This is a genomic window from Streptomyces sp. NPDC020681 (assembly GCF_044334895.1).
In the GTDB taxonomy this organism is placed as follows: Bacteria; Actinomycetota; Actinomycetes; order Streptomycetales; family Streptomycetaceae; genus Streptomyces.
Genome location: NZ_JBIRTX010000010.1, coordinates 59,621 through 85,786 on the forward strand (window position 1 = coordinate 59,621; position 26,166 = coordinate 85,786).

The 26,166-nt window shown below is 67.3% G+C and carries 24 protein-coding genes and 6 pseudogenes; 18 read left to right on the forward strand and 12 right to left on the reverse strand.

Features of this window, described 5'->3' with window-relative positions:
• Positions 1-22: 22 nt before the first annotated feature.
• Positions 23-916 carry a proline dehydrogenase family protein gene (locus ACH4YL_RS23755; protein WP_398509422.1) on the forward strand — a complete coding sequence of 298 codons (894 nt, stop codon included), beginning with the start codon at positions 23-25 and terminating at the stop codon, positions 914-916.
• Positions 917-921: 5 nt separating this feature from the next.
• On the opposite strand, the gene ACH4YL_RS23760 is transcribed toward ACH4YL_RS23755, so the two are convergent.
• Positions 922-2,184 carry an amidohydrolase family protein gene (locus tag ACH4YL_RS23760; RefSeq protein ID WP_398509423.1) on the reverse strand — a complete coding sequence of 421 codons (1,263 nt, stop codon included), beginning with the start codon at positions 2,182-2,184 and terminating at the stop codon, positions 922-924.
• 676 nt (positions 2,185-2,860) lie between these two features.
• Between ACH4YL_RS23760 and ACH4YL_RS23765 the strand changes: the two genes are divergently transcribed.
• The 8 genes and pseudogenes from ACH4YL_RS23765 to ACH4YL_RS23800 all read left to right on the forward strand — a co-directional run bounded on the left by ACH4YL_RS23765 (position 2,861) and on the right by ACH4YL_RS23800 (position 8,791).
• Positions 2,861-3,691: an alpha/beta hydrolase family protein gene (locus tag ACH4YL_RS23765; RefSeq protein ID WP_398509424.1), complete on the forward strand. Its 831-nt coding sequence runs from the start codon at positions 2,861-2,863 to the stop codon at positions 3,689-3,691.
• Positions 3,692-4,238: 547 nt separating this feature from the next.
• On the forward strand, positions 4,239-4,838 hold the full coding sequence (locus ACH4YL_RS23770) for a WhiB family transcriptional regulator (RefSeq protein WP_398509621.1): 600 nt from the start codon (positions 4,239-4,241) through the stop codon (positions 4,836-4,838).
• A gap of 226 nt (positions 4,839-5,064) precedes the next feature.
• Positions 5,065-5,442: a hypothetical protein gene (locus tag ACH4YL_RS23775; protein ID WP_398509425.1), complete on the forward strand. Its 378-nt coding sequence runs from the start codon at positions 5,065-5,067 to the stop codon at positions 5,440-5,442.
• Positions 5,443-5,604: 162 nt separating this feature from the next.
• Positions 5,605-6,321 (forward strand): hypothetical protein, encoded by a 717-nt coding sequence (locus ACH4YL_RS23780; protein ID WP_398509426.1) that lies wholly within the window; start codon positions 5,605-5,607, stop codon positions 6,319-6,321.
• A 433-nt stretch (positions 6,322-6,754) separates the two neighbouring features.
• Complete coding sequence (locus ACH4YL_RS23785; RefSeq protein WP_398509427.1) at positions 6,755-7,075, forward strand: hypothetical protein; 321 nt, start codon at positions 6,755-6,757, stop codon at positions 7,073-7,075.
• A 50-nt stretch (positions 7,076-7,125) separates the two neighbouring features.
• Positions 7,126-7,304: pseudogene (locus ACH4YL_RS23790) on the forward strand (sigma factor); the annotation flags it as partial.
• 205 nt (positions 7,305-7,509) lie between these two features.
• Positions 7,510-7,893: a hypothetical protein gene (locus ACH4YL_RS23795; RefSeq protein ID WP_398509428.1), complete on the forward strand. Its 384-nt coding sequence runs from the start codon at positions 7,510-7,512 to the stop codon at positions 7,891-7,893.
• Between the two features lie 250 nt (positions 7,894-8,143).
• Positions 8,144-8,791 (forward strand): DUF6461 domain-containing protein, encoded by a 648-nt coding sequence (locus ACH4YL_RS23800; protein WP_398509429.1) that lies wholly within the window; start codon positions 8,144-8,146, stop codon positions 8,789-8,791.
• 212 nt (positions 8,792-9,003) lie between these two features.
• On the opposite strand, the pseudogene ACH4YL_RS23805 reads toward ACH4YL_RS23800, so the two are convergent.
• From ACH4YL_RS23805 to ACH4YL_RS23820, 4 genes and pseudogenes are all read right to left on the reverse strand, one after another.
• Positions 9,004-9,120: pseudogene (locus ACH4YL_RS23805) on the reverse strand (IS5/IS1182 family transposase); the annotation flags it as partial.
• A gap of 284 nt (positions 9,121-9,404) precedes the next feature.
• A complete protein-coding gene (locus ACH4YL_RS23810) occupies positions 9,405-11,615 on the reverse strand; it encodes a BTAD domain-containing putative transcriptional regulator (RefSeq protein WP_398509430.1) in 2,211 nt (736 codons plus the stop codon).
• Between the two features lie 322 nt (positions 11,616-11,937).
• Complete coding sequence (locus tag ACH4YL_RS23815) at positions 11,938-12,093, reverse strand: hypothetical protein (protein WP_398509431.1); 156 nt, start codon at positions 12,091-12,093, stop codon at positions 11,938-11,940.
• A 59-nt stretch (positions 12,094-12,152) separates the two neighbouring features.
• Positions 12,153-12,843 (reverse strand): annotated as a pseudogene (locus tag ACH4YL_RS23820) (hypothetical protein).
• An 840-nt stretch (positions 12,844-13,683) separates the two neighbouring features.
• Here ACH4YL_RS23820 and ACH4YL_RS23825 point away from each other — a divergent pair.
• On the forward strand, positions 13,684-14,046 hold the full coding sequence (locus ACH4YL_RS23825; protein WP_398509432.1) for a hypothetical protein: 363 nt from the start codon (positions 13,684-13,686) through the stop codon (positions 14,044-14,046).
• Between the two features lie 151 nt (positions 14,047-14,197).
• Here ACH4YL_RS23825 and ACH4YL_RS23830 read toward each other — a convergent pair whose 3' ends face one another.
• Positions 14,198-14,431: a hypothetical protein gene (locus ACH4YL_RS23830; RefSeq protein ID WP_398509433.1), complete on the reverse strand. Its 234-nt coding sequence runs from the start codon at positions 14,429-14,431 to the stop codon at positions 14,198-14,200.
• A 1,033-nt stretch (positions 14,432-15,464) separates the two neighbouring features.
• Here ACH4YL_RS23830 and ACH4YL_RS23835 point away from each other — a divergent pair.
• The gene (locus ACH4YL_RS23835) at positions 15,465-15,977 is read left to right on the forward strand and encodes a hypothetical protein (RefSeq protein ID WP_398509434.1); all 513 of its coding nucleotides are present in this window, start codon (positions 15,465-15,467) and stop codon (positions 15,975-15,977) included.
• Between the two features lie 278 nt (positions 15,978-16,255).
• A complete protein-coding gene (locus tag ACH4YL_RS23840; protein ID WP_398509435.1) occupies positions 16,256-16,849 on the forward strand; it encodes a hypothetical protein in 594 nt (197 codons plus the stop codon).
• On the opposite strand, the gene ACH4YL_RS23845 is transcribed toward ACH4YL_RS23840, so the two are convergent.
• Together ACH4YL_RS23845 and ACH4YL_RS23850 are read right to left on the reverse strand one after the other, a co-directional pair.
• A complete protein-coding gene (locus ACH4YL_RS23845) occupies positions 16,821-17,624 on the reverse strand; it encodes a class I SAM-dependent methyltransferase (RefSeq protein ID WP_398509436.1) in 804 nt (267 codons plus the stop codon). The two genes, ACH4YL_RS23840 and ACH4YL_RS23845, sit on opposite strands and share 29 nt — an antisense overlap.
• 10 nt (positions 17,625-17,634) lie before the next feature.
• Positions 17,635-18,558 (reverse strand): aldo/keto reductase, encoded by a 924-nt coding sequence (locus ACH4YL_RS23850; protein WP_398509437.1) that lies wholly within the window; start codon positions 18,556-18,558, stop codon positions 17,635-17,637.
• 149 nt (positions 18,559-18,707) lie between these two features.
• Here ACH4YL_RS23850 and ACH4YL_RS23855 point away from each other — a divergent pair, with 149 nt between their 5' ends.
• Positions 18,708-19,868 (forward strand): FAD-dependent monooxygenase, encoded by a 1,161-nt coding sequence (locus ACH4YL_RS23855; protein WP_398509438.1) that lies wholly within the window; start codon positions 18,708-18,710, stop codon positions 19,866-19,868.
• Here ACH4YL_RS23855 and ACH4YL_RS23860 read toward each other — a convergent pair.
• From ACH4YL_RS23860 to ACH4YL_RS23870, 3 genes are read right to left on the reverse strand one after another with little or no spacing between them, the layout of a single operon-like run.
• Entirely contained in the window at positions 19,841-21,112 is a 1,272-nt protein-coding gene (locus ACH4YL_RS23860; RefSeq protein WP_398509439.1) for a cytochrome P450, read from the reverse strand. The genes ACH4YL_RS23855 and ACH4YL_RS23860 overlap by 28 nt on opposite strands.
• Before the next feature lie 18 nt (positions 21,113-21,130).
• Positions 21,131-21,907, reverse strand: coding sequence for a class II aldolase/adducin family protein (locus tag ACH4YL_RS23865; protein ID WP_398509440.1), 777 nt, complete (start codon positions 21,905-21,907; stop codon positions 21,131-21,133).
• Between the two features lie 5 nt (positions 21,908-21,912).
• Positions 21,913-22,827: an aromatic prenyltransferase gene (locus ACH4YL_RS23870; RefSeq protein ID WP_398509441.1), complete on the reverse strand. Its 915-nt coding sequence runs from the start codon at positions 22,825-22,827 to the stop codon at positions 21,913-21,915.
• Between the two features lie 564 nt (positions 22,828-23,391).
• Between ACH4YL_RS23870 and ACH4YL_RS23875 the strand changes: the two genes are divergently transcribed.
• The 4 genes and pseudogenes from ACH4YL_RS23875 (at position 23,392) to ACH4YL_RS23890 (ending at position 24,949) form a co-directional block, all read left to right on the forward strand.
• Positions 23,392-23,754, forward strand: coding sequence for a hypothetical protein (locus ACH4YL_RS23875; protein WP_398509622.1), 363 nt, complete (start codon positions 23,392-23,394; stop codon positions 23,752-23,754).
• Between the two features lie 67 nt (positions 23,755-23,821).
• Positions 23,822-24,220 (forward strand): annotated as a pseudogene (locus tag ACH4YL_RS23880) (gfo/Idh/MocA family oxidoreductase); the annotation flags it as partial.
• 65 nt (positions 24,221-24,285) lie between these two features.
• Positions 24,286-24,698: pseudogene (locus ACH4YL_RS23885) on the forward strand (DUF6807 family protein).
• Positions 24,683-24,949, forward strand: coding sequence for a DUF6807 family protein (locus ACH4YL_RS23890; protein ID WP_398509442.1), 267 nt, complete (start codon positions 24,683-24,685; stop codon positions 24,947-24,949). Before ACH4YL_RS23885 ends, ACH4YL_RS23890 begins: the two are co-directional and overlap by 16 nt.
• A gap of 7 nt (positions 24,950-24,956) precedes the next feature.
• On the opposite strand, the pseudogene ACH4YL_RS23895 reads toward ACH4YL_RS23890, so the two are convergent.
• Positions 24,957-25,807 (reverse strand): annotated as a pseudogene (locus ACH4YL_RS23895) (IS5 family transposase).
• Between ACH4YL_RS23895 and ACH4YL_RS23900 the strand changes: the two are divergent.
• A complete protein-coding gene (locus tag ACH4YL_RS23900; protein WP_398509443.1) occupies positions 25,688-26,152 on the forward strand; it encodes a DUF6807 family protein in 465 nt (154 codons plus the stop codon). The pseudogene ACH4YL_RS23895 and the gene ACH4YL_RS23900 overlap by 120 nt on opposite strands.
• Positions 26,153-26,166 lie beyond the last annotated feature (14 nt).

Consider the following 26,166-nt stretch of genomic DNA (forward strand, 5'->3'; position numbering starts at 1 on the left):
CACGGCGAGTGAGGTGACCTGGATGAGTGCCCGGCACTACCGGCTCCGACGGGCGTTGGCCGCTCCCGGTCTCTCCGCCGCCCTGAGCCGGCTGGCCGACGCGGTTCCGTACGTAGGAAGCGTGCTGTGGCAAAACGCTCGGCGTCACGTCGGAGGCCGGGACCTCGCCGAGGCCCTGGCCCGTGCGGATCAGCTGGCAGCGAAGGGATGCGGTGTCAGTCTGGATCTCTTCGGAGTGGAGACCGGCGAGGTGCACACGGTGCGGGTTGGCGACGCCTACGCCGATCTCGTCACCGCGACGTCCGGTCGGCAGCCGCCGGTGTGGCTGGCTGCCGACCCTTCCCACCTGGGCCTGCGGGATTCCTGGTCCACCTGTGTACGGGAGCTGGAACGCATCGCGGGCGAGCTCGGGCCGGGCCGCTGGCTGCAGGTTGGCGCCGAGAGCGAGGACCTCGCCGAGGACACCCTGCGGGCAGTGCTCAAGGTGGCGGCTCAGGGTGCACCGGTCATGGCGACGGTGCAGGCCAACCTCCGGCGCAGTTCCGATGACGCTGCACGTCTGGCCGCGGCTGGAGTGCCGGTGCGACTCGTCAAGGGAGCCTTTACGGAGAGTCCGGAGGTGTCCTGGCCGCGCGGAGAATGGACGGACATGTCCTTCGCCCGGATCGCCCATCGCATATGCAAGGAAGGAGGTGACGTCACACTCGCCACCCACGACCGGGTCCTGCGCGAGACTTTGCTGCTGAGCCTGGGACCACTCCCGTGCGAGGTATCACTGGGCATCAGATCGCACGACGTGGACGACCTGCTCCGACGGGGTATCGACACACGCGTGTACATCCCGTACGGCCCCAACTGGGTGCGCTTCTACCTGCGCCGCCTCGCCGAGACACCACCGAGGAGACAGAGGAGGTGAGGAGGTCACGGACCGTCCGGTGAGCTGACGCCGCCGAACAGCTCGCGCCGCACCGTCACTCTGCTCACGAGCCGCCCTCCCATGAACACCAGACGGTCCTCCGTCGCCCGGCCGACGGCCTCGGTGAGACTGGACGCCTTGATGGCGAGCAGATCGGCGACCCGTCCGGGTACCGGTCCGGCAGGAGGCAGCCCGAGCACCTGGCGCGCCGCGTCACTGACCGCCGAGTACCCCTGCTCGACTGTCAGATGCGCTGCGGTGACCAGCAGTGACGCGGTCTCCAGCGGATCTGCCCGGCCCATGGGGTTGAACGGATCCCCGACGTTGTCGCCGCCGCCGGCGACCACGACGCCCGCCGCGAGGAGCGGTTGAACCGCGGTGAGTCCGCGCGGGACCGGGCTCCGGCCGCGCCCCTGAAGATAGAGGTTGGTCAGCGGGAGGGTGATGACACCGATGCCCGCCTCCGCCACCTTGTCCACGATGGGTCGCCGACGGTCCGGCGGCACCTGCCCCAGGCTGACGCAGTGGCTCGCCGTGACCGGATGAGGGAAGTCCCGCGCGATGACCAGGTCCGCGAGCGTCGCCAGTGTGAGCATCCCGGGATCGAGGTTTTCGTCGGTGTGGACGTCCAGGCCGACTTCGTACTTCTGGGCCAGGCCGACGAGTCTGGCCACCGCGGCGTCGGGGTCCGGCGAGCGATACGGGGCGTCGCCAAGGCGGTCGGCACCGGCCTTGACCGCCGTCTTGGCCAGCGCGTCGGGTGTATCCGGTGACAGCATGGGAACGACCTGCAGATTCACCCTGTCCCGCCATCGTTCACGCAGCTCGATCAGAGTCTCGAGCGCGATGGGCACTTTCTCGTCGGGACGAAGGGCGACGTGTGTACGTATCGCTGTCGCGCCATGGTTGACCAGGGCGGACAGGGTGCCTTCCGCGCGGCGGACGATGTCGGCCCGGTCCCTGCCCGCCGACCAGCGCTGCCAGGCGTCTATCGCGCCGTTCAGTTCTCCTGCGCCACACGCCACGTCATCGAATGTGCCGGTCTTGTCCAGATGTGCGTGCGGCTCCGCGGGCGCGCCGAGCAGCAGATAGCCGCCGAGATCCAGTCGCCGGCCTGGACGCCCGTCCGACGCGCCGGCGGCCACCACCTCGGTCACGGTCCCACCCGCAATCAGTACGTCCACCCTGCGCCCGTCCACCAGCTGGGCAGAGGTCAGCCATAGTCTAGATTCCGGTGCCAGACCCGGCGACGCAATGCGCATGTCCATGAGCGTCAACTCTCCTGTGCGGGGCGGAAGAACGGTACGCAACTGGAAACGGTGCAGCTCGACCAGTGGGCGTGGTCGGCCGAGCAGCAGGAGGCCAGCCGTACCGCACACGCTGACGCACTTGCCGTCCCAGCGTGACCGGGTTCACCTACGGCGGACGGCTGGGTCGTGCTCGGCGGCGTGCTCTGCGACCGCGTCGACGCCGGGACGCGAGTACCGTTCCAGAGACCGTGCGGAGGCATGGCGGGAGCGGACCGGCAGCATCGGAGTGGACATGGCGGCCCGCCTCGTCACCCCAACCGAACGGGCCCAGTGCCGTCGACGCAGTGCTCTGGTCGAGCCGGAATTCGCCCAGATCTTCCAACGCTTCGGACGACACCTCAACTACCGCGGCCGTCAGGCGGTGGACGCCGAGATCAAGTTCCTCGGCACGGTGCACAGTCATGGGCTTCGCGCACGAGGGGAGGGATACCGGGTGATGTCTCGACCCTTGCCGTCGATCTGTTCATCGGACCCGACTGCGACCGCCTGTGCCCCTGCCTCGCGCCGTTCGGTCTGCTCTAATTCTTCAAGAATGACGCCCGCCGGAATAGTGCCCCCAGCGTGCGGCAACTGTGTGCGCGTTGCCCGCCGCTGCCGGTGCCTCCAGGCCTCACAGAGCTGAGGAAACACGCTGATGCAGAGCAAGAAGATCGAGTTCAGCGGATCGCAGGGCGGACAGCTCGCCGCTCGGCTGGAACTGCCCGAGGACAAGCCGCAGGCGTACGCCCTGTTCGCGCACTGCTTCACGTGCGGCAAGGATCAGGTCGCCGCCTCCCGTATCTCCCGGGCGCTGACCGGGTTCGGCATCGCCGTGATGCGCTTCGACTTCACCGGTCTTGGCGGCTCCGGAGGAGAATTCGGCAACACCCACTTCAGCTCCAACACCGACGACCTGGTGCTGGCCGCCGAGTACCTGCAGGCCCGCTTCGAGGCACCATCGCTCCTGATCGGACACTCACTCGGCGGTGCGGCGGTGCTTGCCGCACGCCACCGCATTCCGCAGGTGCGGGCGGTCGCCACGATCGCTGCACCCTTCAGTCCCGACCATGTGCTGGGCCTACTCGGGAACAGCCGGGCCGAGATAGAGCGGCAGGGCCAGGCCGATGTCTTGCTGGCGGGCCGTGCGTTTTGCATCCAACGGCAATTCCTCGACGACATCGCCGCCCAGCCGCAGGCTGAGCGCATCGCGAACCTCCAGGCCGCGCTGCTGGTACTCCACTCGCCGACGGACGAGCTGGTGGGCGTCGACAACGCACGACGAATCTTCGACACTGCCCGTCACCCCAAATCCTTCATCGCGCTCGACCAGGCCGACCACCTGCTCACGAAGGCAGCCGACGCAGCGTACGTTGCGACCGTGCTCGCCGCCTGGGCCGGCCGATACGCGCTCCGCCCCACCGACCGCCACGAACTTCCCGCCAGACAGGACAGCACCGGACTGCACGAACAGCAGGCCAGCCCCTGAACGTCCTCGCCGCCCCACATTGCCGATCGGCTCCGACCCCTCGTCGCCCGGAACGGGTGGCGTCTTCTGCAAGTGCGTGCTCTGGGCCATCCCGCGCATCAGTGGACCTTGATAGGGGTGGCGGTTCTGGAGGCGGCCGAGTCCCAGAGCATTCAAGCCGCACTGGGATGGCTCGACCGGCTCAAGGAACTCGCGAAACATGACCTGGTGTCCGTCGGTCGACGCCTCCTCCACCAGCGCTTGTTCAGCGAGCACTACCGCGGGCGGAACGTGTACAACGTCATTCCACAGGCAACTGGATTCGTGCGAGGGTCCCTACGAATGCAGCGGTCTGTGAGCACGAGCTGCTGCCCGGTGCCTACCGCCTTGCGGCTGAGTCGCGTGCAGCCCCCCGGGGGCACCGGTACCCGTCAGCCCGGCTGGCAATTCCCCGCGGTGCGCTGCCGGGTGCCCAGTGCCATTACGTCATTGCGCGGAGGTGACAGTATGCGCCAGCGCGACATCCGGCCGGACGCACCGGTGGCATACGGGACTGGTCGTGGCCACGATGGCTGAACTTGCTTTCCGCCGGATCCGTGTCTTTTCCAGAGGCCAAGCAAGGGGAGAGCTGATTGTGGTGACAAATGCACTGGAAGAGGACATTCACGGGATCGGTGCTGGGGTAACCCCGCCGAGTTCCTGGGGAGAATCGACCGCACCGGCCTGCCGCAGTGCCGATCCTCGGATCTTCTTCCCGGCACACGGAGTGCCGCTGAGGGAATCCGACATCCGGGAGGCGAAGAAGCTCTGCACCGCCTGCCCGGTGCGTGACGACTGTCTGGCGCTGGCGATCCGGTCCCATGAGAGCGACGGGATCTGGGGCGGGACCACACCGGCAGAGCGCCGGAGCCTGCGTTTTCAACTCCGTCGGCTCGAGGCGACCAAGCCCAAGGCCCGCGCGTTGGCGCAAGGACGTGACGTCGATATCCGCCCGTTGGACAAGCCCGCCTTGGTGGTGCAGTTGATGCAAATGCACTGGGATGCGCGACGGGTCGCGCGAGCGCTGTCGATGACGCTGCCCGACGTCGAGGCGGCGTGCACGCAGGCGGCAAGGGTTCTGGAGTTCCAGCGGCTCGTCAACCGCCACTGCAGTGAGGGCTGGGAGTGAATCGACGTCACGCCTCCACCGATACACCCGCCTACCGCAAGATGGTCAGCCGGCCGGCGGCCATTGCTCGACCGAGGGCCGCGTGGTGTATGTGGAACTCCTGCGCTCGGTGTGGGTGCGGCGCCTCGGAGCGCCCACTGCGCATGCGGAGGATACTTCCGAGTGGCTGACCGCCGAGAGCGGGTAGACGCTTTATGGGCCGCTCGGAGGCACGTAGGCAGACTGGATGAACGAGCCTGCGGCCACGGACCGCGCACGGCACAAGCCGTGGCAGCTGCGCCTGGCTACCGCTGACAGCCGTTCGCGTCGAGTGCTTTACGGCCGCCGAGTAGCGGTGGTGGATCAGGTGCATGGCCGGTACGGGAACAATCCGCATCCCTGGCAGCCGGTCGAGACGCCCGAGCATGCTCTGCGCACGGTCGCTGTCTCCATGGGTCGCGCCCAACTGGCCTATGCAGCTTCCGATTTCGCCGAGAACTTCGACGGCATCTGGTGGTACCTGGAGGAGCGCAAACAAGGTGGCCAGTTCGGTTTAGTCGAGCCTGAGACGGAGCAGCCGATCGCGGACGCAGTGGCGGTCTGGCACAGCCGCGAGGTCGCCTGAGTCCGGTGAGCCGAGGCGCGAAACGCAAACAGAACGCCGCCTGGTGACCCGACGAAGCGCGCAGCGCGTAGTGGGGGGTGAGTCCTTGACTGAGTCGGTGAACAGGAACCCAACACGTCTTCGGTGGGCACCGCATGGACCCGCCCGTCCAGGGAGATCTTTGTGACCGTGGAGCAGCCGACCCCTCAGCGCCCCCACAGCCGCCGCACCGACAGGTTCGTGGCTCCACACGCCTTCGTCATGGTCGACCCCGGTCGGCCGCCTGACCTCAGCCAGTGGGCGCCAGGCTCGGTGGAGGCGCTCATCATCGACGTCCTCACGTGTGCCGCGTGTCACGGCCTGGAGGCCGCACTCACTGCGGCGGGCACGCTGCTCGGGGTCGCCCGGGAATGCCTCGACGCACAAGTATGGCTGCGTCTCCACCCCGCCGACCGGCTGGTGGCCAGCGGATACCTGGAGGTCGCCGCGAGGCTCGCGGAACTCGTAGGACAGGCGGATGGCGTGGTCCTGCCCGAGGTCCGGTCCGCGGCGGACGTGGGGGAGGTGCTTGCTCTTCTGGACCCCACCGCCGCGACCGCGGTCATGCCCGTTGTCGACACGGACGCGCCGCTGACGGACATCGAGCGGCTGGCCAATCACCCCGGGGTCGTCCGGCTTGCTGCCGCAACCCGGACGGGACGTGTGAAGCTGTCACTGGTCTCGCAAGTCCACGGGCTTGCGGCACCGGTGAACGCTGTGACGGCCAACTCGACGGACGCCTGCGACCTGATCCACGACGCGGTCCTCGCCCGCTGCGACGGCTTCGGTGGCCAGTGCGTGCCGTCCGCCGAACTGGCCGCCGATGTGCGTGCCCTCTACCGGGATCGGGGCCGGGATTGAGCGGATCTGCTCAACTCCTATGAACCCCAGATGTATTCGTGGAACGTCCATCCTCGTGAGCAGGAGTTGGCGCTGGCCGAGCACGACCGCGAGGGAGCGCGCCAGGTCGGGTACGATCAGCGCGGCCGCGTCAGCGCCGGGAACGATGACGATCAGTTCGTCGAGTGCCGTGAAGAGGTCCTTGATCAGCCGCTAGGCATCCGGGGCGCCTTCGGGCGGATCAGGTTGACCAGTCGTCGGTGTCCGGCCTTGCGGATCTGGGTCGGGGAGCCGAACTGGTCCAGGAGCCTGAGCACGCCGGCTGGCTTTGCAGCGCTGGTCCCGGCACCTCCGGGAAGAGGGAGCCACGCCCGCCGGGAGCGGCCCTGGAGCCTTCCTCTGGTGCAGTGTGCACCGCTGGCGGCTGGCGAAAGTCAACCTGACATTGCATCATATGGCAGAATCCTTTGACGTGTCGAAATCGGCGGCCGACCGGATCGTCGACTCGCTCGCGCGGCTCCTCGCGTTGGAGGCACAGTGCTTGCGCTGTAGCCGCTACTCCGCGGCCCTTGACGACGCACTCGTTCCCGCTTCAGGCAACCGCGCCGCCCGGCGTCCGGGCGAGCTTCCGTATGCGCCGCGCCGCAGGCTGAAAATCGATACCCGCACCCGGCTCGTCATGGCAGCGGGTACCGGCCCGCCCGAGGACCACACGCGCTGCGCCGCGACGGCCGCCAGCTCGGGCCATATCCGGCCCGCCGAACACGTGGCCTGAGCAGGGTTACGCGATGAAAACGAAGACCCCGCTTCCACCGGTGTTGCGCCATGAGCGAGCCGGACGGGCCGGTAGATACAGCCGGGAAGGAGTTGGCGCGCGTGATCTACCAGGATTCCGCAAGGCTGCTGCTGCAGCACGTCCTGCGCTTTGTGCCCGGTGACCGCCAGCGCGCCGAGGACGTGGTCCAGGAGACGCAATCCGGGCCTGGACGCACGCGGAGGAACTGACGCCCTGGCCCCCAGTACCTGCGTAGCTGTTTCTGAACCTGCCGTCCCTCGCGGCCGTTGACGGACAGGTGTGGCGGACCAGTATCTGTTCCGGCGGCAAGGTCTACGCAAGAGGGCGACAAGGGCTGGAGGTGACACTCATCACCGGAAGACACCCACTAGCGGGCAAGTGCGTAAGCGTTGCGCCGACGATCGAGGAGAACGATGCAGAAGAGCACCTTGAAGAAGTGGTCGGCACGGATTGCGGCCTGCACGGTGGTCGTAGCCAGCGCTGTACTCGTTCCGGTCGCCACCGCGCAGGCGGCGATTCCGGGCGTTTTCAGTGTCTGCAACAACGGAACGAACTTCACTCTCCAGGCGGACCTCCCGCCCACGGGGTTCCGCCAGGGGTGGTCGAGTCACATCCTGAACCGCGGGCAGTGCGCAATGGTCATTTTGGGCACGGGCTACAACCAGTCGGTCCGGCTTGAGATCGAGAATTCGGGTGGGCGCTTCAAGAACTTCGGTGGGTTCACCTTCCCCACCGCCAAGGGCGTACATGTCAATGTCAGGGGCTCCTTCGAATCCCCTATCAGGGCTCGGAGCTAGCTCTGGACTCTCGTGACGGTCCACCGGATCTTCGGCGGACCGTCACGTATTGCGAAGTCCAGCGCTTCGGAGTGCAGTCAGGTGGACGACTCCGGCCGAGCTGGTGCGGAGGCCGATGATGTGCTGGCAGTCAGGCCGCCTGCCCAAGTGGGTCCCGGAAAGGGCGCGTATTACTGCGGATGAGGCGGCGGGTCATGAGGGTGATCGCCGCCCAGGTGATCAGCGATCGTTACTACACCGAGAGGTCAACATGCCCACGCCTGGTTTTCCGCCGAGCACACTGGACTCCGAAGGAACACCGATATGGATCAGTGATCTGGCCGGCGGGGATCCGAACCACGTTTTGCATGTCGTGCGCGGTATCGAAGCGGAGGACGCGTTGGAGGCGCTGGGCGCCAAGCCGGGGTTGATCCGATCCTGCGAGCTGCCCGACAGCAAGCCGGATGAGTGGACGTCACTGCCTTGTGCTGCTCTTGGTGTGGAACCGGGCGGCTCTGCCGCGCTGTTGGCGGGACGCGTCGGCGAGTGGACCTTTGTCTACGACGACTCCGGGTTCACCTACGACGACGCGGTGACGAAGGCGCTGTCCGCCGATGGACGGACGGCGGCCACGAGCGTGTACACCATCAACGGGGACGCCAGTCTCACCTATGCCGTCGATGGCGAGCAGGTCGAATGGGTCAACTTCGACGACCTCGAGCTGGACGAGGGCTTTGCTGGCATGCCTGCCGAACTGCGTGCGGCATTCGAGGCTGCCGGCAACGTTGAGACGGAGGACTTCGAGCCCGGCGAAGCCGATGGTGACATCCTCATGCGCGCCGCCTGCGCTCTGGCGGGCCTCGCGCTCACCCTGGACGACGTACGCCGAGTCCCGCTGCTGGTTGTGCCGTTCGGTTGAGAGGTTTCTGAGGTTGGAGTTGCGGGTGGGGTGTAACGGGGTGGCAGAGTCGTCGTTGTTCTGGGGTGGAGAGTGACCTCGAACTGATCGAGGCATGCAGTCACGGAGGAGGGGCGGAAGGCCCTGGAGTGCGCTCCCGCCAGGAATGAGCTGATCAGGCTCTTCCGGTGCCGTGGGACCCCTCGAGCGGTGGACTCCTGATCTGGACGGCGCGTGGTTCCCTGCCAGGTCACCGCCGTGATCGGGCTTTCGGAGTGCTGGATCAGCCGTTCGTAGTCGCGGGCGGGACGGCGGGCGTTCATGACCCAACCGGCTGGCTGATGCACCACCGCCTACTGGCCCGATCCGTCCTTCGGCGATCTGGCCTGCGGTTCCTTCGGGCGGGCCGCCGTTCGTGACGCCATGGCCTCGGCGATTGCCTCAGCCGTGGACAGGATCGACTTCACGTTCGGTTTGTACGGGGGCCTGGCCTGGTCCGTGTTGGGGTCGCTCACCCCCGTCCAGTCGGCGTACGTCCCGCACCGCCGCCGCGAAGTCCAACACCAGCGCCCATGCCGCCGCGTCCGCGGCGAGTGCCGCCGGCTCCTCCATCGTGGCCCGGAGTCGGCCAAAGCTAATCAACCACCGCGGTGTCATCCGTGGCCGGGATCGCCTCGGGGCTCGGGTGGGCGGCGGATGCCTGGTTGGCGCTCAGGTTCCGGATGGCGCGCACGGCTTCGTGGAACAAGGCGGGTGTCCCTTCCCTGGCGGTGTCCGCGGCCTTGGTGTACCAGGTGAGGGCAGCCTCGTGCCGGTGGACGCGATGACACTGATGCCCGACGAGCAGTTGGGCCCGGCCCAGTCGTTCTGCCTCGACGCAGGGGCCGCCCTGGGCCAGATGATTCGCGAGGGAACGCAGGTGGGCTCGGGGCAGTTGCTCGAGGGAATCGGCGAGCACGACGTGGCGCACTTGGCGGGCGGCGGGCGTGAGGGTGGAGAGGACCACGTCGCGCATCGGGCCGCGGAAGCTGTAGTGCCCGTCGTGGCCATCTGCTTCCGGCTCCTGCCAGGTCAGGACACCGGCACGCATGGCTTCGTCGATGAGGGTGAGGAGTTCGGAGAGCGACAGGGACTGGGCGGTGGCGAGGAGCTGTACGTCGAGTGCCTCGTCGTCAATGGCGGCATTCGCCAGCAACAGGCGTGTCGGTTCCGGCAGGTCCTTGATACGGCACAGAAGGACGGCCTCGACGGAGAGCGGAAGCCGGGCCTGGGGCCCGGTCCGGTGCCGGGACGGGAGCTGGAGTAGCTCGCGGAGGATGAAGGGATTTCCTTCGCTGCGCTGGTGCAGGGCGGCAGCGACCTCTGGGGAGCTGTCCTCGCCGTGGGCGGACAGGATCCGTGCGACGCCAGCGACGTCCAGTGGTTCCAGGTGGATGTACTCCGCGCCCAGGTAGGCGAGTTGGGCCATGAGTTCGGCCAGGGCCGGTGCTTTGGGATCGCGCAGGGACACGACGACGGCGACGGGCTCGTCGTGAAGTAGTGACGCTAGCCGGCGCAGCAGCGCGATGCATGCGGCGCACTTCTCGTCGAGATCGTCGTGCATGTACAGAACGGGCCGCTCATGGAGCCGGTGTAGCAGCGTCGGGGAGGGGAAGTGCCTGCACGTCGTGCCAAAGGCGCCGCTGGGGGCTTGGTCCTCTCGCAGCTTGGCGAGCAGCTCTTCTGCCGGTGAAGGGGCAGCCAGCTCGGGTCCTGTGTCCCGGCAGCCGAGCCTGGCCACGGTGAAGCCGTTCGCCGCCGCGTACGAGGCCGCTGCGGAGAGGACAGCCGTCTTGCCCGCGCCGGCTTCGCCGGTGACGACGGCCCATCGGGGGCCGTCGCCTGCCGCGGTTACCACTTCCCGCAGACGGGCGGCCTGGTCTTCCCTGCCCGGTGTCTGAAGGTGGGGGGTTTCGGCGGATAGGGTCGGCGTGATGCCTCGGCTGGTCTGGGGCTGCGGGGCGCCGGTCTGAAGTCTGCGCTGTGGCCCGGTGGACGGGATGGGGCGGGCTGGGAGGACGGGCCCGAGTACCGTCGAGTCGTGTCGGAGTATGGCGAGGTGTAGTTCGCGCAGGGCCGGGCCGGGGTTGACGCCCAGTTCCTCGGCGAGTGTCGTGCGGAGCGTCGTGTAGTGGTGCAGGGCCTCTCCGGAGCGTCCGGCCCGGTACAGGGAACGGAGCAATATCTCCCAGGGTTCCTCGCGCAAGGGGGCTGACTTGGTGAGGCGTTCGGTGATGTGAATGGCGGCATCCACCTGGCCTTGGTCCAGGAGAATGCCCGCCAGCGTCTGTTCACCGAATTGCCGCAGCCCCAGGAGCCTGGATGCCTCCTGCTCCGCGAACCGGTGATCGGCGGCGTCGTGAAGTGCCGGGCCCCGCCACATTGACAGAGCCCTCTCGAGCGTCCGGCGGGCCGTGCCGAGATCGGCCGCGGCCCTCAACATGCGAGCCTGGTGCAGGGATGCCTCGAACGCCAGCGTGTCCAGGTCCTCGGCCGTGCCGGCCAGCACATAGCCGCTCGATTCGCCTATGAGCAGGCTCGATCCGAAGTCGCGGCTGCGGCCCAGTTCCAGGGCGGCGCGCAGTCGGCTGATGTGGGAATGGACAGTGGACGCTGCACCGGCCGGGCGCGGCCGCCCCTCCCAGAGGTCCGCACACAACTGATCGACCGACACGGACTGACCGACACTCAGCAAGAGCCGGGTCAGCAGGACGCGCCGCTTGGGCGGCCCCAGATCGAGCTGCCTGTCCCCTTGCCAGGCTTCGAGCGGTCCGAGCAGTCGGAATCGAATGCGCTGGCCGTTCACGGCATCCTCCATAACGCTGTATTGCGCCGTTACGCGGCAGAGAATTGGATCGGGAATTCACATGGATCCAGTAGAAGCGCAGTGGGCGCCATTAAGCCGTGGCCCAATCGGGCAGTCAAGCGAGAGCTGTTGCCCGCCATGCGATTCGGCTGCCAATCGGGCAGGCGGCTGACCAAATCAGAAGCAGCCATGTGTTGTTCCCGCCCGAACGTGGCAGTCTGCAGGCCATCCTGCGGGACGAGTGGGGTGGTACTGACCGATTCGCACCATAGGTAGTGTTTACTGTCGGACTCCCACGCTTCGGTTCCCGCATCCGAATCGGTCACCGGGCGTCCTGGAAGCTGCCGTCCGGCTTGATGGCGTCCCGGCGCTCCGACATCGTCGTCGCGCAATGGTCGATCTGGTAGCACCGGCCGGGGAAGGTGCGCTGGTGCAGCAGCCGGTATGCCACGTCGGTCCGCCCAGTGGTGGTGAGCACCGGCAGCAGCCGCGAGGTGCCGAGGAAGCCGGTGGACAGATGTCAGTCCTTGGCCTCGATCAGCTGGACGAGGCGGTCGGCTTCGGGCAGCAGGCCCATGGACAAGGCGAGGACGTATGCGGTCTGGGTCGCCCGTCACCCGGCCGCCTGCGGTCATGTAGGCGGCACGGAAGGCGCCCCGAATCTCCTTGTAGAGCGTGGTATACGGGCCGGGGTCTACCGAGCACCTCGGCGATGCGGGCGACGAGGTCGGCGCTGTGCGCGAAATGGGCCGTGCCGATGACGTCCTTCGGTGTCCGGTCGTCGATGTTCAGCCAGTCGCCAAGGCCCTCCGCCGGGCGGAGCAGGTCGCTGCTGTGCTGCCGGGGGTAGTCCAGCAACCGCACCATCGACTCCCACGAGTCCGAGAGCGCCCGCAGGTCGCCGTACGCCTGGTACAGCGCCCAAGGCACGGTCACCCCCGCATCGCCCCAGCCGCCGACGCCATCCCCGGGCGGGCCGATGAGCGGCCACGTCGGGGGTACCTGCCCTCGGCTGACTGGCTGTCGCGCAGGTCCTGCAGCCACGTCGTGAGGAAGGGCGCGCTCGATGACGTGCGCGGCGGCGGGGGGCGCAGACGTTGATGTCGCCGGTCCAGCCGACGCGTTCGTCGCGGGCAGGGGTGTCGGTGGGGATGGAGAGAAAGTTGCCGCGCTGGCCCCAGGCGATGTTGTGGTGCAGCCGGTCCAGCATCGGCACGTCGGTTTCCATCTCGAAGGTGACGGTGCGGCAGTGTGCATCACCAAGCCCGTGACCGCCGATAGCGGCGGAGTGCCAGGACAGCCGGTAACTTCGACATATCGGAAGCCGTGGAACGTGAAGAAGGGGCTCGTACGTCTCCTCCCCGCCGCCCTTCAGGGGGCGTCCGTCGGCGGTGGCGCGCTTGCTCGGACGTCACTGCCGGGCCGTCGTGTCTGCCGGCGGCCAACTACCTGGTCCCGGGCCGCTGTTAGTGGCGGCCCGGGCCTGAAGGCGGTACACCGTGGACCTGCAGGATCGCGGCAGTCAGCACTCGGAGTCGCCCCCTTCATCGAACTGACCCAACCCAACCGCTCACGACATCAGCAAAGTGCCTACGAAGTGCCTGCTGGCACGCACTCGCCGCTGGTCGCCAAGGCGCCGGCCGGTCACCGATACCGGTCTCCAGCTTGTTTCGAATGCCCCGTCCCGTGGAGAACTCCCGGCGCGCGGGGCATTCCCTCATGTACGCGGCAAGGAATGGATAGCTGCCGGGCACCCGGCGCCACTGGATCCCTCTGCGCCACCGCCAGGCCGTCAACTGGATGACGTTTTGTGTCGTCCGTTGGGGTGGGCGGGGTGAACTAATGTTGCTCTGCAGGCGTAGCAACTGGCGTCAGGAATCAACACGAGGCCAGGGACGCATATGAAGCAAGTCACGAACGTGCACGCAGACGACAGCGGCATAGATAGTGGTGGACTCCCCGTCCTCGCCGCGCACAAGCGCGCTGGCATCCCACTGTTCGTGTTCGCCAACGCTGGCAAGGGCAGAGCCATCACGGTCGCCGTTGGACGGGCGTAGGGGAGGCGGATGTGATCGCCTACGAAGTCTTCGACCGGATCCGCACCATCGCCGCCTACCACATCGTCGCTCTGTCGGCCAGCGTCGTTTTCCTCGCCTTCCTTGCGATCCTCGGCTGGATCGGCCAACGGGCCGCCTGGTGGCTCGACCGCCGCCGCTGGCGCCAGACCGCCACCTTCGCCGGCGCGCAGCACGACGACAGGCGGGACCCAGCCGAGCTCAGCGTGATCCGCCTGCGCTCCGACCTCTTCGGCCAAGCGCCCCTCTTCCCTATCAAGCCCTGCACCGACCGCGATGCACTCGACACGTGCCGCGCCATCTGGGACGCCACGAATGCCCGGGAGGAGGGCGACTGTGACCGCCGCAACAGGTGAACTCCCCGCGCGCTGATCCCGCTCCTCGGGGTCGCGTTCGCCGAGACCAGGTGTATTCCGAGGCCGCTCCTGCGGCAGCCAGAGCTCCTGGCAGGTGGTGGCCATGAGAATGCCCCACGCTGCCAGGAGCACCGTTGTGGCGCTGCCCGGATCAGGTCAGCTTGTAGGGGACGCTGGTGTAGCGGTCGCCCCAGGTGGTGATGTTCAGGCCCTTGCCGGTGTCGATGGCCTTTTGGGTGACGTGGGCGCTCCCGCCAGGGCCATAGGCTCGGACGTTGACCTTTGCAGTGAAGCGCTCAGGGATGTCGATGACATGGCACTCGCCCCGCTCGACCATCTTCTGCTGGAACTTGTAGTGGCCGCCCGCGGGGGGCATGCCGTACACACCCGCCGCGACAGCGTAATTCCTGCCTTCGTTGCACAGCCGGAACACGTACGGCTGACGTGCCTCAGCCGCGGTGGCCCGGAATGAGTACGGCGCCGGCCGCGAGCGCGGTGGTGGCCACCGTGCTGATCGACCACCTTTTGAATGAACGCTTGTGCATCGGCTTCCTTCTGCCATTCGACGCTGGCGCGTCGATCTACCTGTGGGGGTGCGGAAGGCAATCCTGCGGATCGGTGCTTGTCGTTGCCTTGCGAATTGCTTGCCATGGGCACAGAGGGAGCCCGAGCGCAGTGAGACGGCAACGGGTGGGCAGGTGGCCGAACCCGGGAGCCCGTGTCTCCGACAAGGCCTCCGGGTTTATCGCATTCCCTGGTCAGAAGATGCACGTCGCCCGCCGTTCGGCGCGCCGCGGCGGGCCACTGCTGAGGCCGTCCATCCTCCGGCATTAGACGGTTCGTCGCGATGCTTACCGCGACCCGACCACGGAACTGCCATGGCGGTCCCCCCAGAAATGGCGCGGACGCCGTCGCGTCGGACGACGCCGAGGCGTCCGAATGATCCGGTCCCTAGTACGACGCGTAAGCGAAGAGGGCACGCCGTTCGATGCTGCCGGGCTCGCGCCCGCCATTTCGCGCAATCGACTTCGCCCCGCCGGTCGAACGACCGGCGGGGCGAAGCCGGCACAGGACTCCGGATCTGGTGGACGATTGCAGCAGGTCTGGTCAGGCAGATCCAGTTCGGCAGATCAGTTCACCGGCGTCGCCGAGTAGAAAACGCTGCGGTAGTAGTCACCGTGGGAGGTCACCTTGTAGGTCTTCGTGGAGTTGACTCCGAACTCGCCAGCCACGAATCGGTATCCCTTGGACTGCTGGGCGGTCCCTTCGTCTGGCTTGGCTTCGATCCGGACATCCGCCGGAACGCGAGCCTGCTGGTCTCCCGACCCGCCGTTGCGTTGCCGGCCGGACTGCTCGTCCTGTGGTTGATCTGCCGGAGCTGGCTCGCCGCCTGGAAACCACCGGTGAAGATCGGACCCGTGAAACTCGACTTGGACGAGTACGGTCCCTGGGAGATACCGAGGCGGCGGGTCGCCGGTCCGTTGAACAGACTGTTCTTCCTGGCCGGGCTCGCTCTCCTTGCGACGGTCGAGGCCGGCTGGGCCATCCTCACGGACTCGGAGAGCGCGCTCCTGCTCTGCGTATGGCTCCTGGGCATCGTGCTCCTCAAGTTCGGGGACCGCTCGTGGATGCCCAGTGCCGAGCCCAAGCTCGTGACCGACTGCCGCAACCGCCTCTACCGGCTGCAGACCGTGCAGGGTTCGTCCTCCACTCTCAACACCGGAGGTGCTGTCCAGTTGTTCACCCTGGGCACGACGCATACCAGCTCGCTGTCCATCCTCCCGTCGAGCTACCCCGAATTGGTCGCGAATTTCCAGCAGTTGGTGACCCGTATCGCGGAGAATCTTCCGGCACACCATCGGCGCTTCATCATCGCGATCGACGGAGTGGACCCTCGGCACCGATACGGAAGCGCTCGCATTCCAGCGTGAAATCAAGGCGATACTGGGTGTGCCGCACGTCCACTACCTCATCTCCGTGGCGGAGGACGTCGGCGCTGCCTTCGTCCGACGAGGTCTGCCGCACCGTGACGTGACGGACAGTTCCTTCGATGACGTGGTCCATGTGCAGCCGGGGATCCTGGCGGAGTCGAAGGCTATCCTGGAGAAGCGGGCGCCAGAGCTCACCGGCCCGTGTGTGCTGCTGCTGGCCAACACGCTGGCCGGCGGTATCCCTCAACCAACTCGAACTCTTCGACATCGCACAGGCCATGAACCTGGAGGAACTCTCCGAGACCCTGGCTGGCTTCCGCACCTTGCTCGCCAAGCAGCAATGGTCACCGCAGAACAGCATGATCCTCGGCTCCTTCCGGACCCTCGCCGGCCTTCTGCGTACCGTCGACCGTCTCTGCCCCGCATGCGACAGGGAGCTCCAGCGAGCGTTGGAACACTTGGCCCTGCACTCGGCACGGGACACGGCCCAGCCCGATGTCCCGGCTCTGCCGGACGGGGCCGGTCCGCTCATCGACGAGGCGGCCGCGTACGCCTACTTCTCCTTCACCCTGTTGGGAATCTTCGGCCGCAGGAACTTCAACGAGCGCAAGCGCCGCGCCGAGGAGCGCGGTCCCGACAGCGCCACCGAGCTGCTGGCCGAGGCACGCCGGGAACTGGCGGTGTCGCCGTACAGCGCGCGAACGCTGATCGACGCGCTCCGCTTGGCATGGGACCTGCGCGCCACAGGCGAAGCCGTCATCCCTTCCGCCGTGCCCGCCCGAGGGCCGACCGCCCATGCGCACGGCACGAATAGGAGTGCCTCTTGTTTGGGGTCGTCGCCCCTCAACGTCGCTCGCACACCACGTAGTTGACAGTCGTGGTGAGCTGCCGGATGCCGTTGGAGCCGAGCCACCCCTCAAGGTCGCGGCGCACGCGGTGCAGCGCCTTCTCGTCCATACGCATGGCGATGTTCCGTAATCCGGTGCCCATCATGATCTGCCAAATGTCGGTGGCGTCGGACAGACGGGTGGCGTAGGCCGCCTGCAGGAACTCCGCACCGGCGACGCCGGCTTCTTCGACGAGAGTGCGCAGGGTGGTGAGGTCTTCCGTCTTCTTCCACGGCAAGTCGATGGCAAGGCCGGGCATATGGGCCTGTGCGAGGTCGAGGAAGAGGCCGGATGCGGGGGTGAACAAGTTGTGACCGAGGGTCGAGATGGCGAGTCGGCCGCCAGGTTTGAGCAGGCGGTGCAGGCTGCTGATGGCGGCAACGATCTGCTGCGAGAAGAAGACACCGAGGCTGCAGGAGACGGCGTCGAACGTACCCGGTGTGTAGGGGAGCCGGTCGATGTCGGCGTATTCGAAGCTGACGTTGTCCAGCTTCAGCTCATGGGCTCGGCGCCGGGCGGCCTCCCTCATCTGGTCGGAGATGTCACAGCCGATGACGCGGCCTCCGGGACCCGCTTGCCGGGCGGCGCGGAGCGCGACGCCTCCGGGTCCGCAGGCGACGTCGAGGACGTGGTCGCCGGGCTGGATGCGCAGGTGGTTGGTGACTTCGTCGAGGCAGAACGGGGCGCGACGTTCTCGGATGTCAGAGTAGCTGTCGGAAGCCGTGTTGTACGTGGTGAGTGGGTCGAACACGTCTGCCATGAGGGTGTCCTTACCGGGAGTGGCGGTTCATGGTGTCGGGATAGCGCCCGCCCGTGACGTGACGGGCGGCCTCTTCGAGCGAGGCGAGGACATCGCGGGTGACGGGAAGCCCGGGGGCCCGGATGTTCTCTTCCAGGTGGTGCACCTTCCGGGTGCCAGGGATCGGGACGACGTCGTCGCCCTGGTGATGGAGCCACACCAGGGCGAGTTGTGCGGCGGTGATGCCGAGCCTGCCGGCGGCGCGCAGCACGGCCTGCGCGATGGGAAGGTTGCGGGGCAGGTTGTCCTCGGAGAAGCGGGGGAGAGCGCGTCGGATATCGCTCGCCGCCAGCCGGTCGGTGGCAGTGAGTCGGCCGGTGAAGAATCCGCGGCCGAGCGGGGCGAAGGCGACGATGCCGATGCCGAGTTCACGGCATGTGGGGACGACCGCGTGCTCGATGTCCCGTGACCACAGCGACCACTCGCTCTGAACCGCGGTGAGCGGGTGCGTGCGATGGGCGCGGCGGATGGTCTCGGCCGTGGTCTCGCACAAGCCGATGTGGCGTATCTTCCCCTCTTGGACGAGGTCGGCAAGGGCTCCGATGGTCTCTTCGACGGGCGTGGTGGGGTCGACACGGTGCAGGTAGTAGAGGTCGATCCGGTCCGTCTTCAGGCGCCTTAGGGAGGCTTCGCAGGCCTGCCGTACGTAGGCGAGGTCGGCGCGGATCGTCCAGTGCGCAGGAGTGTCGCCGGCGGTGCGGACGACACCGAACTTCGTGGCGATGGCGACCCGGTCGCGGCGCCTCGCCAGGGCTCGTCCGAGCAACTGTTCGTTGGTGTGCGGCCCGTACATGTCGGCTGTGTCCAGGAGCGTGACGCCGAGATCGAGGGCCCGGTGGATGACGCGGATGCCGTCGCGCACGGTGCAGGAGCCGTACATGTCGCTCAGCGGCATACAACCGAGCCCCTGTGGGCTTACCTGAAGTGTCCCGAGCACGGCCATGGTTTGCCTTTCACGATGTCGGTCGGGATGGTTCTTCACTCTTGCTTGGTAGCAGGAGGTCCCTATGCTCCAAGCGGAAGCCCAAGGAAGGAACCCCGGACGTGACTGCAACCAGCCCTGGAACAGCCGTTGTCGTCGGTGCCGGTATCGCCGGCCTCACCACGGCCCTTGCTCTGCTCGATGCTGGCTGGTCGTGCCGGGTGTACGAGGCGGCGCCCGGGCCGCACCCGGAAGGGGCGGGTATCCACGTCGCACCCAACGGCATGCGCGTCCTTCAGCGGCTCGGCGTGGATCTGGCTCGCTACGGCAGCGCGATGGACGCGCTGGCGATCCGCCGCTGGGCAAATGGCCGGATCATCGGCACTCTCGACCTGACCGGCATCAAGGACGCCCCGTACTACACGTTGCATCGGGCGGACCTGAACAGGGCGCTGCGGGCAGGCATCCCGGAGGGCACCGTCACGTACGGGGCGGCCGTGACGCGCGTGGATGAGGACGCGGACGGTGTGCGCGTACGGCTTTCCGACGGCTCGTCCGTGAGGTCCGACCTCCTGATCGGCGCGGACGGCATTCACTCCACGATCCGCAATCAGCTGTGCGGGGACAGCCCCCGCTATACGGGAAACGTCATGTACCGGGGCATCGTCCCGTCCGACCGCGTGCCGGAGTCGGTTGATCCTCGGCATGCAACCATCTGGGCCGGTCCCGAGCGGCATTTCGTGGCGTATCCGATCAGCGGCGGCAGCGCCTACTACATCAGCGCGAGCGCGGACGGTCAGCCGTGGACAAGCCCGGGCTGGTCGGAGCCGGGGGATCCGGACATGGTCCTTGGGCACTACGAGGACTGGGATGCGACGGTCACTCACCTGTTGACCTCCGTGACGACGATGACCCGTTGGGCGCTGTACGACCGGCCGCTGTCCTCCGCATGGAAGGCGGCCCGGATCACGCTGGTCGGGGATGCGGCGCACGCCATGCCGCCGTTTCTGGCGCAGGCCGCCAACCTGGCCATGGAGGATGCCGTCAGACTTGCGGCATCCCTGGCCACGCACGCGGACCCCGTGGAGGCACTGAGGGCCTACGAAAGCGAACGGGCCGAGCGGGTCCGGACGATCCATGACCTGACGGCCGAACACGGCGCGCGGTTCCGGCTGCCGGACGGACCCCGGCAGCAGGCGCGTGACGCCGATCTCGCCCGCGGCTCCATGGCCTCCGACTTCGGATGGATCTTCGACTACAACGCCGCATCGAGCCCCACCTGATCGTCGGGCCGCTGCGCAGAGGTGTCGACGGTCAGGGAATTGAAGCCGTGGAAACCCAGGTTGGTGTTACTGATGGGCGCAGTCTCCTTGACGACGCGCAGATCGGGGAACCGGGTCAGCAGCGAATGCAGAGCCATGGCGGTCTGTACGCGGACCAGGAAGGCGCCGATGCAGTTGTGCGGGCCTTTCCCCAGCGCCAGATGAAGGTTCGGTCTCCGGGTCAGATCGAGGACTTCGGGGTCGGGGAACTGGGCGGCGTCCCGGTTGGCCGACCCCACGTAGAGCAGGACCGGCTGACCGGCCTCGATCCGGTGGCCCTTGTATGTGAAGTCCTCGGCGGCCATGCGGCCGATGTACTGCACGGGAGTGCCGTGCCGGAGGAACTCTTCCACGGCGATGGCCCGGGTGCGCTCGCTGAAGGTGACGAGGCGTCTCTGCCTGGGGGATGCGTCCAAGGCGTGGACGGCATTGCCTATGAGATAGCGGGTCGGCTCCACGCCGGCGAACATCAGCAGCATCGCTTGCGCGCACGCCTCTTCGACGGTGAAGCTGAACTCGCGGGTGGTCTCCGACGTCATGCGCGTCACCATCGTGGTGGCCCCCGTGCACATGGCCTCGTGTGCCTGTTCGCGCAGGTAGGAGGCGAAGGCGTGAAGTGCTGCCTGGCCGGCGCGGAGATCGTCGACGGTGAGGGCGCTCGCGCCGAACAGGTAGGCGATCCTGTCGGACCATGCGGCGAGCTTCTCGTGATCTTCCCAAGGCGAGCCGAGGAGACGGGTGATGACGATCGCCGGCAGGGGCCGGGCGAAGTCGGCGATGACGTCGTGGCGGCCGTTCCACCGGTCGAGGAGCATGTCGATCGACTCTTGGATCACCCGCGTGAGGACGTCCTTGGTGAACAGGTCGCAGACCTGATTCATATGCCGGCGCCGCATCCAGTGTCGGCTGCCGTCGAAGAAGGCCACCCAGTTGTCGAGTACGGGCACGATGTCGGCGAACTCGGCCCGTTGCCCTGCGGGGAGGGCCTTGAGGGGCAGGGTGGCCCGGTTGTTCGTCAGCCGTGGGTCACACAGGAGAGCGGCCACGTCCTCGTAGGCGAACAGCACCCATGAGCCTCCGTACATGGCGGAGCGGTGAATGGGATCCGCGCTCCGCATGAGCGCGTAGGCCGGGTAGGGGTCAGCGATCAGATCGGGGTTGGACAGGCTGAAGGCAGCCGGATCGAACTCGACTTGCGTCACCATGGCGCGTGGCCCCCTGTATCAGTCGGCTGGTCTGGGGGAGGGGAGAGCTCGGGCGAGGAGGCGGCGTGCGGATGCGTATCCGACTTGGTGGGTGCCGATCTGACGCGCCGTGAGGCGGGCCACCTCCTCGTCCAGGAGTGTGGGGGTTCCTGCGGCTTCGGCGAGCAGGCTGATGTGGCAGCAGGTGTCGAAGGCGGTGAACCACCACACGGCGGCCTCAAGACTCTCGGCGACGGAGACCAGGCCGTGGTTCTGCAGGATGACCCCCTTACGCGGTCCGAGGGTGGCGGCTATGCGTTTTGCCTCCGAGCGGTCGAAGACGATCCCGGTGAACTCGTCGAAGAGAACATGGTCTTCGAAGAACGCCGTGTGGTCCTGGGTGAGGGGTTCGAGGAGCCGGCCGAGGCTTGAGTACGCGCGCCCGTAGTCGGTGTGGAGGTGGATGACGGCCTGCGTGTCGGGGCGGGCGGCATGGATCTCGGCGTGGATGGCGAACGCGGCCAGGTTGACAACGCCCTCTCCTTCGAGGGTGTCACCCGTGGGCCCATGGGAGCGGATCAGCTTCCCGGGGCTCATGTGACCGAAGGGGATGTCGATGGGGTTGGTCCAGAACGTGTCGGCGTGCTCCGGGTCGCGCACGGTGATGATGCCGGCGATTCCCTCGTCGAAGCCGAGCGCGGAGAAGTGCCAGAACGCGCGGGAGAGGGCGTCGAGGAGGTGCCGGCGTTCGGCGGCTGGGTCGTCGAAGACGAGCTGCGGGCGGAATTGGTTCGCGGCAGGTTCGGTGGTGGTCATCGTCCTCACTCCCCGGAGGCGCTGCGGTCGGCGGTCTGTTCGGTCCAACTGGCGAGCAGGGCACGGATGTCGCCGTGGTACTGCCGCTCGGCCTTCATGTACGGGCCCTTCTTCCCGAAGGACCACCCAACGACGTTGAACTCGTCTTTCGCGTGAGTGGGTGCGTCCGCGAAGAACGCCTCCAGACGTGCCGGAAGCCTCGGCAGCTTCGCCGTGGGCACGTCCATGACGGAGAACCCGCAGTCCACGGCGTACCCGTTGGCGGGGTCGACGGCCAGAGCCACACAGTGATCACGGGAGATGTACGCGAGGACGGTGTCCGCGGTCCTTGCCGACACCGCGGGTGCGCCGGTCGTGGCGACCAGAGAGGCGAGGCTCTCGGGGGTGAGCGGACCGGAGATGTCGAAGTCGAGAACGACCGTGTTGTACCGCCAGTCGATGGCGGCGAAGCTGATGTCACGCAAGCCGCGCTCGTGGAACTCCGCCCCACGGCGCGCGATCGCGCGGGGAACGGACGGGGCGCTGAGGATCTCGGCCGCCGGCCGACGCGATCCGAAGTAGATCCACGTCTTCGTGAGCCCGAAGTCGGAGTCGAAGGCGTACGAGTGCTGGGTATTGGCGTCGTACAGCGTGGACCAGGACGTGGCCAGCGGCATGAGGGGATGGCGCTGGTCGAGCAGTCCGGCGCTGATGGCCCTGGCCTGGGTGTTCACGGGTTCGAGAGGGAACAGCCGGAACGAGAGAGGGTCACCGCTGCGGTCAGTGCATCGCCACAGCACGGTCCCGGTGGTGAAGTCCGGCCGGAATGCCTTGAAGGCCTGTTCGGCGACACCGGCGTCGGTAGGAGCGCCGACCGTAGCGGTGGCCCTGGTGAGGTCGGTGGCGAAGCTCTCGCCGTCGTATCCGCTGAGATCCGTCATGTCCGGTCCTTCCACAGAGTGCGGAACTTGCCGGTAAACGCCCCTCACCGATGACCGTCGACTGCCACCCACCGTCGGCGTCCTGGTGGGTCTGTGCCGCGCTGCCTGCAGGCCGCGCCGAGGGGACCACTGCTCTCGGGCACCTCCTGCTCAGCAGAGGGGCAAGGGCTGCGCCGAGGGCGCCATGTCCGGGCCGCTCACGGTCGCTAGGCCGGACTCCGGCAGCTGGGGGCCGACGACCGGAAGGGGCTCTCTCGTCTCGCTTGACCGGTCAATGTACCCGTCCCGGGCTGCAGCGCGTACCCACATGAACGCTTCCGATCGATGACGTCCTTTTCGTTTCAACGAACAGCGGGTCGATGTGCTTGCCCTTCCGGGTCCAGCAAGAGCACGCTGCTGCGTTCATTGATCGGCCACCTTCGCCCTCAAGTCACCATTGACTCGGCCGCGTTCAATGTCCTGGACCACTAGGTACCCGGCCTGGAGGCGAAGGCGTTGCAGGCGATGCACCGTACCCAAGTCGCCTACGTAGGCCAGGACCCGGGGTCCGCACTCAACCCGCGCATGAAGATCCGCCATCTCGTCGCGGAGACTGCCACTGCCACTGCCACTGCTACTGCCGCGAGCCGCCAGGCGGTGCTCGACCTGCTGCGTGAATGCAAGCTGCCCACGGACCACGGATTCCCCGACCGCAGGCCCACCGCGATCTCCGGCGGACAGCAACGCCGCGTCGCACTCGCGCGCCCCTTGCCCGCAAACCCGAGCTCCTCTCCTCGACGAACCCACGGGCCGGACTCGACGAAGCACTGCGCGACGACATCGCCGACCTGCTGCGTGAGCTGGCCTCCAAGCGCGGCTTGGCCATCGTCATGGCCAGCCATGATCCGCACTTCGTCGACGCCCGCGCCGACCGAGTCGTACGGCTGAAGAGCGCGCAAAGGCAACTCCCTCAGCGCGCGACACCGGGGGCGTCCAGCATTGCCCTGGGGGAGACGCGCTGGGGACCGTGGTCAACAGCGTGCTCAGCCCGGATGAGGTGAGCCGCATCCGCATCGACTGCGAGCGCGCCACCGTGGAGGTGACACACCTGTACCGACACTCCAACGCCGACTGGCGGATCACCCCGGCACCCGGCGCCACGGAGGCGGAGACCAGGGCCTGGCGGGATTTCGGGGAGGACGTGCCCAGTTCACATGTGGCCCAACTGCGTTCCTTCGTGGACGACGCGTGGGCCGGACGCCGGCCGCGGACCAGCGGAGCAGGCGGCCGGGCGACCCTCGAATTCATCACCGCGCTGTACAAGTCGGCGTTCACCGACGGCACGGTCTGCGCTGGTGCGATCCAGACTGACGACCCCTTCTACGCCGCGCTCCACGGCGACACCCCGGGCTGAGCGCCCGGCACCGCGGCGAGGGAGACGGTGTGAAGCTGACACATGCCCACGGAGACCGCATCGACGTGGCGGCGGGCGAGACACGCTTGTTGTCCTACGTCTATCGCCCCGAAGCGCCCTACGAAGCGCCGAAGCCGTATCTGCACCCCCTCGCCACACGTTCCGGCAAGATCGTCACCGACTACCGGCCCAACGACCACCGCTGGCACAGGGCATCCAGCTCACGGCCTCCCATCTGTCAGGCCAGAACCTCTGGGGCGACCCCACCTATGTACCCGGAGAGGAATACGTCGAACTGCCCGAGTGCGTTGGCTCGATGACGCACGAGAGTTTCGACGAGGTGGGCGCCGCGGGCGGCCGGGCGGTCATCGCGGAACGGCTCATCTGGCGCAATCACGACGGCGACGCCTGGGCTGCCGAGTCGCGGCCCATCGAGGCCGCCCGGTCCCACGCGGGGACTCCGTGGCCTGGCACCTGACATGGTCGACGGCGATCACCAACCGCAGGAACGACGCCCTCCGCTTCGCGAGCCCCACCACCGAGGGCCGCGAAGGGGCGGGCTACTCCGGGCTGCTCTGGCGCGGTCCGCGGGCCTTCCGCGGCGGCAGGATCCTCACGGCCGACTGCGAAGGGCCCGCGGTCATGGGCAAGCAGGCCCGTGGCACGCGTACTCGGGAGAGTTCGAACGGTGTCGACGGCCATGCCACCCTGGTCTTAGAGGGCATCTGATCACTGTTCAGGCTGTGTTGACCGATTCACCCGTTTCGATTCGCCAGGTTGGCGTGGATTCTCCCGTGAGCTCGCGGCTCATTTTGTTAGCCATGGCCCAGTGGATATTGCTCGGGACCGCTGGGGTAAGGCTTCGTAGTCGCGTGCCAGGCGGCGGTGCTGCATCAACCAGCCGAATGTCCGCTCGATCACCCATCGCTTCGGAAGAGGCTGGAATCCTGAGCGGTTGGGCCGTTTCACGACTTCGACGTCGATGCCCAAGCGGGCTCCGTGGTTGATGACGGTGGTCTGGTAGCCGCCGTCGGCCCAGATCTTGACCACGCTGGGATGCGCGGCGGCAACATGCTCGAGGAGCTGCTTGCCGCCGGCGGAATCGTGCACCGATGCGGCGGTGACGATCACGGCGAGGACGAGGCCGAGCGTGTCGGTGACCAGGTGCCGCTTGCGGCCTTTGATCTTCTTGGCCGCGTCGATGCCTTGGTCTGCTTCGGGCACGTTGGCCGAGGTCTTCACGCTCTGCGCGTCCACCACGGCCGCGGACGGGGCCACCGCACGGCCCTGGGCCCGGCGGGTTTTCTCCCGCAGCAGATCATGGACCAGCTGCGTGGTGCCGTCGGCTTCCCACTTCGCGTAGTAGTCGTAGACGGTCTTGTAGGGCGGGAGGTCGTGCGGCAGGTACTCCCACGGGATACCGGTGCGGTTCACGTAGAGGATCGCGTTCACGATCTCCCGCAGATCATGCACTCGAGCGGCTGTGCCTGGCCCGGTCCGCCCCGCTCGCCAAGCCGTGAACACCGGCTCGATCAAAGCCCATCGGGCATCGGACACGTCACTGCGATACGGGCGCCGAGAGCTCACGGAACAAGCAACGACGCACTGCTGCCGCAGTCACCTGAACGGATCAAACCACCAGCAATCCAGATCAGATGCCCTCTTAGCGCACGCCCCGAGAACGATCACCTGGGAAGGAACGGCAGCCATCCGGCCCACTGTTTCGTGCGCAACGATCCGTTCGCCTTGGTGGCGCCGTCCTGGTCCTTCTTCGACGAGCTGGTGCTCGAGCCCGGCGAAAACCTCTCCCGCCGCTATCGCGTCATCGTGGCGACGGGCAGTGGGGCTCCCGGGACATCGGCTGCTACCTCGCAGAACACGCGTGGTGAGCATGCTCGTTCGGATGGACGCCGAGGTGAGCGCGAGGTGTAACGGCCCGGCCCCCG